We start from the raw sequence: 12292 nt of genomic DNA, 5'->3' as shown, positions 1-12292 counted from the left end.
CTTTGCTAATTTAGGCCTCAGTTATAGTGCATTAAATCAGCTGTTACGCGAAGATAAGCAGGCTCAGCGCTTTACCAAGCTAAAAGTTGGTCAGACTTTATCGGTACAATTAGACGAACAAGGCCAGCTGCTGTCTATGAGCACCGATGTTAGCCGCCTTGAAAGTATCTATATTGAACGTGAGGCTGCAGCTGAAAAATACAAATTCAAAAGCGAAAAGCTAGTACCTACCATTGAGCAAGCAGTAGCTACTGGCACAGTAAAAACCTCGCTGAATGCAGCAGCACGCACTGCAGGCCTACCACAAAAAGTCGCTACCGAACTCTCTAATATCTTTCGCTACGATGTAGACTTTGCTAAAGATATTCGTGCCGGTGACAGCTTTGAACTGGTCTACGAAAAGCACACGCTGGATGGTGAACTGATTAGCACCGGTAAAATATTAGCTGCACGCTTCACTAACCGTGGCAAAACTTACACCGCGGTGCGCTATGCACAAGGTGATGGGCAAGCTGCCTACTACACCGCTGACGGCAAAAGCATGCGTAAAGCTTTCATCCGCACTCCCGTTGAGTTTGCACGGATCAGCTCACGTTTTAATCCTGGCCGCAAGCATCCCATCTTAAACAAGATTCGCGCCCATAACGGTGTTGATTATGCAGCACCTCGTGGCACGCCTATCAAAGCAACTGGCGATGGCATTATTACCCATGCCGGCCGCCGTGGTGGTTATGGCAACACCGTGATCATTAAACACGGACAAAGTTATCAAACGCTGTATGCCCATATGCACGGTTTTGCTAAAGGAATTACTAATGGCAGCCGTGTGCGTCAAGGCCAAATTATTGGCTACGTTGGTACCACAGGGCTGTCTACTGGGCCACATTTACATTATGAGTTTCAAGTGAATGGTGTGCATGTGGATCCCTTAAGCCAACGCTTACCCACTGCTGATCCATTAACTGGAAAAGAAAAGCAGCGTTTCCTTAGCATGACACAACCGTTGTTTGCCAAAATTGATCAGCATAAAGATACGCTACTGGCCAAGAAATGAGCCCTTCCAATCTGTATCTAGGCATTATGTCGGGCACCAGCCTTGATGGGCTCGACATTGCATTAATCCAACAAGAAGCTAGCACTACGCAATTAGTCGCTAGCTTTTTTGTTGCCATGCCCAGCACCTTACGCCAAACCTTATTACGCCTATCGGCCAGCGGTGACAATGAACTCGCCTTAGCTGCACAAGCGGCCAATCAATGGGTTGAGTTAGCTGCTCAAGGGATCTTGCAGCTGCTAGAACAACAACAAATTAGTCCGCAAGCCATTGCCGCAATTGGTAGCCATGGTCAAACAGTACGACATGAACCCGAGCAAGGTTTTACCATTCAAATTGATAACCCTGCTCTTTTAGCGGAGCTTACTGGAATCACTGTAGTGGCCGACTTCAGACGGCGAGATGTTGCAGCGGGCGGTCAAGGTGCACCACTAGTACCAGCCTTTCATCACCAATTATTTACTCACCAGTTGAATGCGCCCGGTGCCGTACTCAATATTGGCGGCTTCAGCAACCTAAGCTTGATGGCGCCCAATCAGCCGGTCACTGGCTTTGATTGCGGCCCTGGTAATGCATTAATGGATCTTTGGATCCAGCAACATCAAGGCCAAGCCTATGACGCTGCTGGGCAATGGGCTGCCAGCGGCACACTGCAACCGGCGCTACTTGAAGCGATGCTCAGTGAAACTTTTTTCCATAGCACTGGCCCCAAAAGTACTGGACGGGAACTGTTTAATTGGTCCTGGCTAACCCAACACCTAACACAATTTCCAGACTTGCCCACTGCAGATGTACAGGCAACATTGCTAGAACTCACCGCCAAAAGCTGTGCTGATGCGTTGCTGCAAGCAATGCCAGAGGCCGAAAAACTTTTAGTATGTGGCGGTGGCGCGCATAACTTATATTTATTACAGCGGTTACAGCACCATTTGCCGCGCTGCACTGTTAGCACAACCGATGCTGTAGGCATGCCAGCGGACTGGATTGAGGCTATGGCCTTTGCTTGGTTAGCCTATTGTTGCCTAGAAGGGATTCCCGGCAATCGCCCTGAAGTGACGGGCGCTAAGGGTTTACGAATACTCGGAGGGATTTACCCTGCGTAATACAGGGTAAATATCTGCTTAAATCGAGAATGAAGAGCCGCAGCCACAGGTAGTGGTGGCATTTGGGTTATTGATCACGAAACGTGAACCCTCTAACCCTTCTTGATAATCCACCTCAGCCCCTTCTAAGTATTGATAGCTCATAGGGTCAATCACTAAGGCCACGCCATCACGCTCAATTAAGGTGTCATCTTCAGCGAGCTCTTCATCAAACGTAAAGCCATACTGAAAACCTGAGCAACCACCGCCGGTAATAAATACCCGCAGTTTTAACTCTGGATTACCTTCTTCTGTAATCAAGGTTTTAACTTTGTTCGCTGCATTGGCAGTAAAATGCATGGCAGCAGGAACGAAGGCTTCAACACTCATTTATTTTTCTCCCGGCTTACGCCAGTAATGGTTAATCAGCTAGATCAAACGCGCACGCAAGCACATTTAACTAATCAGCAGATGGATATAATGTCTTTTCCGACCTTTCTAGTCAACTATTAAGCACTCTGCCAATTTAAGGCATGAGCGCTACCGACTCTAAGCCGCTATTTTCAGGCCAACCAAATAAAATATTTAAGTTCTGAATTGCTTGACCCGAAGCTCCTTTGACCAAGTTATCAATCACCGAAAGCACTACCACGGTATCGCCATCCTGTGGACGATAAACGGCTAACCTACAGTAATTAGCTCCTCGCACTGAACGGGTTTGTGGATTTATACCCGCAGGTAAAACATCAACGAACTGCTCGTGTTGATAATACTGCTCAAATAACTGCTGCAGATCCACGGTGCAATCTTGCACTGTGGCGTATAAGCTGGCGTGAATTCCCCGAATCATAGGCACTAGATGCGGCGTAAAGGTTACGTCAAAATTTTGACCACCACTGGCACGACGTAAACCTTGTTTAATTTCAGGTAAGTGGCGATGGCCAGTTACTGCATACGCCATCATATTTTCCGTTGCCTCACAAAAGAGTGAGCCCAACTTAGTGCCACGCCCTGCACCACTCACACCCGACGCACAGCTAGCAATCATCGGACCAGAAACTAAGCCGGCCTCAACTAACGGCAACCAACCCAGCTGTACCGCAGTGGGATAGCAGCCTGGCACTGCAATTAAACGGGCTTGCTTAATGGCTTCCCGATTAACTTCGGGTAAGCCATAAACAGCTTCTGTTACTAATTCAGGGGCACCATGGGTTTGGCCATACCACTGCTCCCACTCGGCAATATTTTCTAGGCGAAAGTCAGCTGAGAGATCAAGCACTTTGGTACCCTCAGCTAATAATTCAGCGGCTAAGCCATGGGCTACGCCATGGGGTGTAGCAAAAAATACCGCATCACACTGCCCAAGCTCTTTAGCCGAGGGATTAGAAAACGTTAGCTCAGGATAATAGTCACGCAAGTTAGGGTACATATCAGCTACTTTAACGCCATCTTCTGAGCGCGAAGTGATCACACTTACCTCAGCCTGCGGATGCAGTGCTAATAAGCGCAGCAATTCTACACCGGTATACCCTGTTCCACCCACAATGCCGACTTTAATCACTGACCTTTCTCCTAAAATGAATGAACCGAGGGGGAATTTTATCAGACTTACGCTGATAAGCTATTAAGCGCTGCGGGAATTTATTCTGCAGGTAATTATGTTCTAATAAGCTATCTTTTTTGACTTGATAAGGAGCCAACGTGGCCTATCTTTGGTTTAAAGCACTGCACTTGATTGCAATGGTGTGCTGGTTTGCAGGACTCTTCTACTTGCCGCGCTTATTTGTCTACCATGCCGCTAGCAGCGATAGCATCAGCCAAGAGCGCTTTCAGGTTATGGAACGCAAGCTCTATCGCGGTATTATGAACCCCTCAATGATTGCCACCTTAGTGTTTGGTGGTTTAATGCTGTATTTAAATCCATCGTGGTTTCAATCAGGCTGGTTGCACGCCAAACTCACTTTAATTGTGCTGTTGGTTGGCTATCACCACGTGTGTGGCGCCATGCTGAAAAAATTCGCTAATAACGCCAACACTAAAAGCCATGTCTTTTATCGCTGGTTTAATGAGATTCCAGTCATTTTTTTACTGGCGATTATTATTTTAGCGGTGCTAAAACCTTTTTAAACTGCTCCTTGATTATGGCGCTGCTACAGGCGCCATAATCAACCCCTCATAAACAGCACTCGGCTATTCTGCAGGCACTGTACGATCTTGTGCCCACTCGCGTAATGCAGTTAATGATTCAGCTAAGGTGACAGATAAGGGTACGGTTTTCTGGATTTCCTCGATTAACACCGCTTGGCTTAAAGCAATGCCTCTGGCGTTACAGGTATAAAAAGCAGCCACGATTACCTGCTCAATTTCAGCCCCGGAAAAACCTTCGCTTTGCTGCGCTAGCTCTTCTAAGCGAAAAGACGACACCGCTAGCTCACGCTTAGTTAAATGAATAGCGAAAATCTCTTTGCGGGTGGCCAGTGTCGGTAAATCAACAAAGAACAATTCATCAAACCGACCTTTGCGCACTAGCTCTGGTGGCAAACGGTGAATTGCATTGGCCGTGGCTACGGTAAAAACCGGCTGTTTACGCTCAGCCAGCCATGTCAGCAAGGTACCTAAAACCCGCTGACTGACACCACCATCTAATTCACCAGAGGCAACGCCCTTTTCAATTTCATCCATCCACAGTACACAAGGTGACATTTGCTCCGCCATACGCAAGGCTTCGCGCAGGTTACGCTCGGTTTCACCAAAAAACTTATTATATAAACTGCCAAAGTCTAAGCGCAGCAAGGGCAAGCCCCATAAGCCGGCCACCGCCTTGGCTGCCAGGCTTTTACCACTGCCTTGCACCCCAACTAGCAACACCCCTTTTGGTAAGTCGGTGCCGCTATTGCGTAAAAAGGCAGTCCGCCGTTGACCTAACCAGCGCTTTAAGTTGGCCAACCCGCCCACCTCAGCAAAGCGGGCAACATCAGCTTCATAGGTCAACACCCCATCTAAGTTTAATAAGGCAAATTTGGCTTTATTCAGCTCTGGCACATCTTCTTGGGTAATCGCGCCATCATCACAAATCAAGCGCCGCGCCAACATCCTAGCATCGGCATGGTTCATGCCCTGTAAGTTACTCACTACTTGGCTCAGGGTGTGCTGATCAGTTTTCACCCGTGTGCCTTGGTTTAATCGGCTCCAGCGTAAGGCTTCTTCGCGCACAATACCGTGCAACTCTTCTTCGCTAGGTAAGGCAAGACTTAAGCGAGCTGAGAAACGCTGCACCTCAACCGGTAAATCTAGCTGATGCGATACCAAGATAATCGTTGGCTTATCTTGCTCGGTAGCCATCGCTATCTCTTTTAATAAGCGCACGACTAACGGGTTATCTTCTAAAAATGGATGCAAATCACAAAACACATATAAGCCTTGCCCTTTAGCAGCTAACACTTGGCGCAAAGCAAGTGCCGGATCGGTGGTTTCGGTTTTCTCCAGCTCAAAAAAATCAAGGCTATTAAGCCCCTGACTAACCGACCAGACATACATAGGCAGCGCGCGCTGAATCGCTAACTGGGTGAGGGTTTCCAGCACCCGCACTTCATCCCATGACTCTAAAGCAATTAATTTCACCTTAGCCTCTAACACTAAGTGCAAATCACGTACATCGTTTCTCACATTAGGGTCCTATTAATTAACGCTGGCTCTCATGCCTAGGCATCGCTAAACTCACTTATCCTAAAATAAAACAAAGAGGAGTCTGCCGATGGATTGTTTGTTTTGTAAGATTATTGAAGGCGATATTCCCTCCAATAAAATTTACGAAGATGAGTTAGTGTACGCTTTTCATGACATTGCGCCGCAAGCTCCGGTGCATTTTTTAGTGATTCCTAAAAAACATATCACCACTCTCAATGACTTAACCGAAGCCGACCGTGAACTGGCAGGGCATATTTTATATACCGCCCAGCGTTTAGCTAACGAACTTGGCTGTGATGCAGGCTATCGTGTGGTGATGAACTGCAATGAGCATGGCGGCCAAACGGTGTACCATATTCATTTACATGTACTTGGTCAGCGTCAATTGGAGTGGCCTCCAGGCTAGTATACTGGCTGCCTCTATTTGCTTATGGGCAGCCTTCACTTTTTCGGAGTTCAGCATGGCTAATCAACGTCACTATTCACCTTTCGATCGCTTGCTGCTGCAGGCAGATGCCGCCTTAAAGACCTTGCTTCCGCAAAGCAACACCCCTACCCGCCCTTCGCCCGCCCATTTAGCGCAAGAAGCCGAGCTAACCGAATCAAAGCGACGCCATACCTTAGGCCTCATGCGCATTAATCACACCGGCGAAGTCTGCGCTCAAGGCCTATACCAAGGCCAAGCTTTGACTGCACGCCTGCCAGAAATACGTTCGGCCATGGAGCACGCGGCTGACGAAGAAATTGATCACCTAGTCTGGTGTGAGGAGCGTATCCATCAACTGGGGGGGCATACCAGTGTATTGAATCCTCTATTTTATGGTTTATCTTTTGGTATTGGCGCTGGGGCTGGTTTAATTAGCGATCGTATCAGCTTAGGTTTTGTCGCTGCCACTGAAGAGCAAGTCTGTAAGCATTTAGATGATCACCTGACTCAGTTGGCCCCTGAAGATCAAAAAAGCCGCGCAATTTTAGAGCAAATGCGTACCGATGAAGAAGAACATGCTACCGGCGCTTTAGCTGCTGGCGGAATTCGTTTCCCAACTCCGGTGAAATGGAGTATGAGCCAAATTGCTAAAGTGATGACTAAAGCTACTTACCGTATTTAGTCCTAGTCTAAAAACACAAAAAGCACGCTTTGGCGTGCTTTTTACGTAATGCAATAAACCCTTATTTAGTAAGGCATATTACGGCCGTAGAAAATCTCTAGCATTTCATGGCGTAAGCGCTGCTCAACTTCACGGCGCTGCTCATACGATAGATTGCGACTGGCATCGCCAAACAGATAGTCATCTAGCTCGAAGTTTTTCAGCAGCATTTTAGTGTGAAACAGGTTTTCCTGATAAACGTTAACGTCTGTCATTTGATAGTCAGCACGGGTAACGTCGGTTAGGTAGTTCTGAATCGAGTTAATTTCATGATCAATAAAGTGCTTACGTCCCTCAACATCACGAGTAAAACCACGCACGCGATAGTCAACAGTGACAATATCAGAATCAAACTGATGGATGAGATAGTTCAGCGCTTTCAGTGGCGAGATCACACCGCAAGTCGATACATCAATATCCACTCGGAACGTAGCAATACCGTCTACCGGGTGCATTTCTGGGTAGGTATGCACAGTGATATGGCTTTTATCTAAGTGGGCCAGCACAGTTTCCGGCAATGGACCTGGCGACTCTTCAATTTGGCTTGCTGTTGGTTCAACTGGCTGCTCAGAAATCAAAATAGTGACGCTGGCACCCTGGGGCTCATAATCTTGGCGGGCAATATTAAGAATATTAGCGCCAATAATATCAACCACATCGGTCAAAATTTGCGTTAAACGTTCCGCGTCATATTCGCGATTAATATAAGCCACATAGGCTTGCTGATCGTCCGTGGTTTGAGCATAGCTAATATCATAGATATTAAAGCTTAGGGTTTTGGTCAGGTTATTAAACCCATGCAGCCGAAGTTTACTAGTCACTGGTCACTACTCTTAAGAAATGCGGCTAGCCGCGTTATCAATGTATGCCTGTCAGCTCACTGTGATCACCAATGAGCTGCGTAGGGCGTGTTTCACCTCTTCGCTATGCGATTATGGTTTTGTTCTGTAGACCCTAGAGCCTCACTTAAAAAGGCGGGTATTATGCAAAACTCACCCGCAGTTAGCTATCTATTTCACTCGCTTAAGCATCGGCCGCTAAAATCTCTAGCGAATGGGTAATTTCCACGCCACCATTACTGAGCATAATCGAAGCTGAACAGTATTTTTCTGCCGATAAATCAACCGCACGCTGTACCACACTGGGTTTCAGCTCATGGCCTTTAACCACAAAGTGTAAATTGATCTTAGTAAAAACTTTAGGCTCGGTTTCTGCCCGTTCAGCTTGTAACTGAGCTTCACAGCTTACTACCTGCTGGCGTGATTTTTTCAAAATATTAATCACATCAAAGCTGCTGCAACCACCTAACCCCATTAGCACCATTTCCATTGGTCGCACGCCCATATTACGTCCACCAAACTCTGGTGGACCATCCATAACAACGGCATGACCACTGCCACTCTCAGCCACAAACTGTACGCCATCTACCCACTTAACTGTTGCTTGCATTATTACCTAACTCCTAAGAAAAAATCAGTTTAACCTAGCTGCAGATTTTTTTTAAAACGCTATACTGAGCCAGTTAAAAATTAAGGCAAGTGCGAATCGCTCTCTGATCAATTTAGGTTTTTATGATGCCAAAGAAGCTATTATTGCCTACCTAAATAAAGATTACTTTTGGTAAGTTAGCATTATTTGATGAGACAGCAGAAGCACGCAGCACATGTTTTCGTACACGCTCTGAATGTGAAATTACAGAAACTAGCTATATAAACCAGAGCTACATGACTCATCCAGATGGCATGCAAATCAAAATTACTCGCCAAGAAATTGGCCGTATTGTCGGCTGCTCCAGAGAAATGGTTGGCCGCGTCTTAAAGAACTTAGAGAAACAAGGCTTGATTGAAGTGGCGGGAAAAACCATGGTGATCTACGGCACCCGGTAAGTAGGTCAGCTTAACTCTGGATCCCGCCCCATAGCTGCAGCCTAACGACTGCAGCTAAAAGCTTAAAACCTATTTAAAAGACTGGAACCACCGCTCCTTGATACTTTTCATTGATAAAGTTTTTCACTTCTTCAGTTTCTAAGGCTTTTACCAGCTGCTGAATCGCCTCGTCTTGGGTGTGATCTTCACGGGTTACCACGATATTCACATAAGGTGAATCGGCACCCTCAATCACTAACGCATCTTTTTGCGGATTAAGCTTGGCTTCTAGCGCGTAGTTGGTATTAATCAACGCCACATCCACCTGATTTAATACCCGTGGCAAGGTCGCAGCTTCTAGCTCGCGCACTTTAATTTGCTTGGGGTTATCAGCAATATCTTTCGGAGTGGCAGTGATGCCTGCACCTTCTTTTAACTTAAGCACGCCAGCTTGCTGCAATAACAATAACGCACGGCCACCATTGGTAGCATCATTAGGAATCACCACATTGGCTTTATTTGGCAGCTCTTCAAGGGATTTAAGCTTGGCTGAATAAGCGCCAAATGGCTCGATATGAATGCCTGCAACACTGACTAAGTTGGTTTTCTTAGTTGCATTAAACTCATCTAAATAGGGTTGATGCTGGAAGAAGTTAGCATCTAAGCGTCCTTCAGCCACCTGAACGTTGGGCTGTACGTAATCGGTAAATACCTTAACCTCCAGCTCAATGCCTTGTTTTGCTAGCTGTGGTTTTACAAACTCTAAAATCTCAGCGTGGGGCACAGGTGTTGCGGCTACTGTTAAGCTTGCTGCATGGGCCGAACCGATTAAGGTGCTGGCGGCAGCAATGGCTAACCATAATTTTTTCATTTGTCTTCTCCTTGAATCACTCATTACTTACGCGAAAAATGAACCACTAAGCGATCACCCACACTTTGGATAATCTGCACAATCACTACCAGTAACACCACGGTTACCAGCATGACATCATCCTGAAAGCGTTGGTAGCCATAACGTACAGCTAAATCTCCAAGACCACCTGCTCCTACTAAGCCAGCCATCGCGGTGTAAGAAATCAGCGTAATCGCCGTCACTGTAATCGCGGCAATAATTCCCGGCAAAGCCTCAGGCAATAAAGCACTGCTGATAATCTGTCGAGTGGTAGCACCCATGGCTTGGGTTGCCTCAATAATCCCTTTATCCACTTCACGCAGTGCCGTTTCTACTAAGCGGGCAAAAAACGGCGTTGTCCCTATTACCAAGGGCGGAATCGCCCCCATTACTCCTAACGAAGTACCGGTAATCATCACGGTAAAGGGAATCATCGCAATTAATAAAATAATAAACGGCAAAGAGCGCACTACGTTCACCACGAACGATAACACTCCATACAGCTTGCCATTAGCAAATAATTGATTGGGCGCGGTCAAAAATAACACGATGCCGATGAACAATCCCAACGGAATAATAAAGAGCAAAGAGGCACCCAGCATAATTAAGGTATCTAGGCTAGCCTGCCAAATCTCATACCAATCAACGTTACTAAAAAAATCAGCCATTATCATGGGCGTACTACCTCAACTGTTACGCCTGCGGCCTGTAACTGCTGCTCGGCTAATTTCACATCACCATCTGTTAGCGCCAGCATTAACTGGCCACAAGGTTGATCTTTAATACGGCCAATCCGGCCCGATAAAATACTGTAATTTACTCCAGTGGCGCGAGCCACATCACCCAGCACTGGCGAGTAGGTTGATTGACCAAGAAACGTCAAACGTACAATACGTCCCTGAATTTGCTGCAAATCCAAGGCATCATCGTCCTCACCTTCTTGCACAAAACGCTGGGTGGTCGGATGTTGCGGATGCAAAAACACCTCGGCCACATTCCCCTGCTCAACCAGCACCCCCTCATCCATTACTGCTACCCGATCACACACCCGTCGAATCACATCCATTTCGTGGGTAATCAGCACAATCGTTAGCCCAAGCTGCTGATTAATATCCCTTAACAATTGCAGTACCTGACCAGTGGTTTGCGGGTCTAAGGCACTGGTCGCTTCATCACACAGCAAAATTTTGGGGTCAGTGGATAATGCCCGAGCAATCCCAACCCGCTGTTTTTGTCCTCCTGACAACTGTGCAGGGTACTTATGCGCATGCTCGCTTAAACCAACCAACTGTAATAGCTCGGCAACCTTTCGCGTAATCTCTGCTTTACTGTGCTTACCGTGCAAACGCAGTGGCATGGCCACGTTATCCGCGACAGTTTTTGACGACAATAAATTAAAGTGCTGAAAAATCATGCCAATTTGTGCACGAAATGCTCTTAGCCCTTCTGCATTTAAAGCGGTTACTTCGGTGCCATCAATTTCAATCCGGCCACTGCTTGGTTCTTCTAGGCGATTAATCAAACGTAATAAAGTACTTTTACCAGCGCCCGAGTGGCCAATCAAACCAAAAATCTCACCACGCGCAACCGTTAAGTTCGTTGTTTGCAGCGCAGGAACTAGCTGCCCATGCACGTGATAGGACTTTGTAATATCGTGGAATTTAATCACAAAAAACCTTGTATAGAGTTGAGAGTCCGACCCTACTCGGTCGATCACTATGCCCGCCACCACTTAGAATGATAAATACTTTAAAGTGTCAGCCTAAGATGATTTTGGAATATATAATTATTCAGCGCTTAATAACTGCAACAACGGCGCCTGATCCACGGCAATTCGCTCAATCAACTGTGGATTAAAGGTCGCAGATAATCGCTTAAAGCGCGTATTCAATAGTGCGGCCACCCAATGAAACTCTTTGGTGTCTTGCACCTGGACTGCGATCTGGTAACGGCCATCAATCGCTTGTTTCGCCGCTTGCTCTAAGGTGCTCCCCAAGCGCAGATTATCTTGCATGGGTAAGGCAATGCTTTTTACTACCGTCAAAGAGCGCGCACTCGGAGCCACAGCGGCAGGCTCTGCAGGTGCTTGGGCTTTAGGTGCTGGCTTGGCTTTAACAGCGGGCTTGGGTAACGCTTTAACAGGCGGTACCACTGGCTCAGGAGGTGCTGGCTCTATCACCGCCTCAGGTAATTCAGCAGCTAAAGCGGGTGCATCGGGTAACCATTTGCGGGCATTGGCCAGCGCCGTTGCTGCTTGTTGCATATCATGCTGCTCTAGCGCGTGTTTACTTTTAGCTAACCACGCTTCTGCTAGCTGCTGCTGATATAACTCAAGCGCGGTACCAGACAATCCCGCAGATTGCATTTCATCTAATTGCTCTGCGGCAAACGGCAAGTTATCTGCCTGTAAATACTGCTCAAACACTTGAGCTGAGATGGCAAACTGCATCTCTTGCTTCTCTTGTGCTGTCTGCTGTGCCACTCCTTGACAAGCCATTAAAAAAACACACATTCCGCTCAGCGCAATGCTGCGCACCATGAATTGTTTCATTAAGTTGTTTTCC

The 12292-nt window shown here is 46.9% G+C and carries 14 protein-coding genes and 1 pseudogene (1 of these 15 cut by a window edge); 6 read left to right on the top strand and 9 right to left on the bottom strand.

All coding sequences use genetic code 11. The features are described 5' to 3' along the window. Both AC2T15_RS00825 and AC2T15_RS00820 read left to right on the top strand, forming a co-directional pair. Positions 1–1054 carry the 3' portion of a peptidoglycan DD-metalloendopeptidase family protein gene (locus tag AC2T15_RS00825; protein WP_286594152.1) on the top strand. 374 nt of this gene lie to the left of the window's left edge, so 1054 of the gene's 1428 nt are visible here — the last part of the coding sequence; the start codon falls outside the window, past its left edge; its stop codon occupies positions 1052–1054. Continuing rightward, entirely contained in the window at positions 1051–2157 is a 1107-nt protein-coding gene (locus tag AC2T15_RS00820; protein WP_286594151.1) for an anhydro-N-acetylmuramic acid kinase, read from the top strand. Before AC2T15_RS00825 ends, AC2T15_RS00820 begins: the two co-directional genes overlap by 4 nt. A gap of 18 nt (positions 2158–2175) precedes the next feature. On the opposite strand, the gene erpA is transcribed toward AC2T15_RS00820, so the two are convergent. After that, entirely contained in the window at positions 2176–2526 is a 351-nt protein-coding gene (gene erpA, locus AC2T15_RS00815) for an iron-sulfur cluster insertion protein ErpA (RefSeq protein WP_053100954.1), read from the bottom strand. A gap of 136 nt (positions 2527–2662) precedes the next feature. Then, on the bottom strand, positions 2663–3697 hold the full coding sequence (argC, locus tag AC2T15_RS00810; protein ID WP_286594150.1) for an N-acetyl-gamma-glutamyl-phosphate reductase: 1035 nt from the start codon (positions 3695–3697) through the stop codon (positions 2663–2665). Between the two features lie 140 nt (positions 3698–3837). Between argC and hemJ the strand changes: the two genes are divergently transcribed. Continuing rightward, entirely contained in the window at positions 3838–4263 is a 426-nt protein-coding gene (gene hemJ / locus AC2T15_RS00805) for a protoporphyrinogen oxidase HemJ (protein ID WP_486778494.1), read from the top strand. Positions 4264–4326: 63 nt separating this feature from the next. Here hemJ and AC2T15_RS00800 read toward each other — a convergent pair whose 3' ends face one another. Then, a complete protein-coding gene (locus tag AC2T15_RS00800) occupies positions 4327–5802 on the bottom strand; it encodes an AAA family ATPase (protein WP_486778493.1) in 1476 nt (491 codons plus the stop codon). Positions 5803–5890: 88 nt separating this feature from the next. On the opposite strand from AC2T15_RS00800, the gene AC2T15_RS00795 reads away from it, so the two are divergent. Continuing rightward, on the top strand, positions 5891–6229 hold the full coding sequence (locus AC2T15_RS00795; RefSeq protein WP_053103328.1) for a histidine triad nucleotide-binding protein: 339 nt from the start codon (positions 5891–5893) through the stop codon (positions 6227–6229). A gap of 55 nt (positions 6230–6284) precedes the next feature. Continuing rightward, positions 6285–6932, top strand: a complete 648-nt coding sequence (gene coq7, locus AC2T15_RS00790; RefSeq protein WP_486778492.1) for a 2-polyprenyl-3-methyl-6-methoxy-1,4-benzoquinone monooxygenase — start codon at positions 6285–6287, stop codon at positions 6930–6932. Positions 6933–6997: 65 nt separating this feature from the next. Here the strand turns inward: coq7 and speD are convergent, their stop codons facing one another. After that, a complete protein-coding gene (gene speD, locus AC2T15_RS00785; protein ID WP_486778491.1) occupies positions 6998–7792 on the bottom strand; it encodes an adenosylmethionine decarboxylase in 795 nt (264 codons plus the stop codon). Positions 7793–7994: 202 nt separating this feature from the next. Next, positions 7995–8420, bottom strand: coding sequence for an OsmC family protein (locus AC2T15_RS00780; RefSeq protein WP_053100948.1), 426 nt, complete (start codon positions 8418–8420; stop codon positions 7995–7997). A 124-nt stretch (positions 8421–8544) separates the two neighbouring features. On the opposite strand from AC2T15_RS00780, the pseudogene AC2T15_RS00775 reads away from it, so the two are divergent. Beyond that, positions 8545–8857: pseudogene (locus tag AC2T15_RS00775) on the top strand (helix-turn-helix domain-containing protein); the annotation flags it as partial. A 73-nt stretch (positions 8858–8930) separates the two neighbouring features. On the opposite strand, the gene AC2T15_RS00770 reads toward AC2T15_RS00775, so the two are convergent. The 4 genes from AC2T15_RS00770 to AC2T15_RS00755 all read right to left on the bottom strand — a co-directional run bounded on the left by AC2T15_RS00770 (position 8931) and on the right by AC2T15_RS00755 (position 12279). Continuing rightward, on the bottom strand, positions 8931–9707 hold the full coding sequence (locus AC2T15_RS00770) for a MetQ/NlpA family ABC transporter substrate-binding protein (protein ID WP_053100947.1): 777 nt from the start codon (positions 9705–9707) through the stop codon (positions 8931–8933). A 23-nt stretch (positions 9708–9730) separates the two neighbouring features. Continuing rightward, complete coding sequence (locus AC2T15_RS00765; protein WP_080995552.1) at positions 9731–10396, bottom strand: methionine ABC transporter permease; 666 nt, start codon at positions 10394–10396, stop codon at positions 9731–9733. Positions 10397–10398: 2 nt separating this feature from the next. Next, entirely contained in the window at positions 10399–11397 is a 999-nt protein-coding gene (locus tag AC2T15_RS00760; protein WP_486778490.1) for a methionine ABC transporter ATP-binding protein, read from the bottom strand. 117 nt (positions 11398–11514) lie between these two features. Further along, complete coding sequence (locus AC2T15_RS00755; protein WP_486778489.1) at positions 11515–12279, bottom strand: hypothetical protein; 765 nt, start codon at positions 12277–12279, stop codon at positions 11515–11517. Positions 12280–12292: the final 13 nt, after the last annotated feature.

The organism is Thiopseudomonas sp. SA1F2-1K (assembly GCF_057443035.1).
Note: the sequence above shows the minus strand (reverse complement) of the source record. Positions and strands in the feature narration are given on the sequence as shown.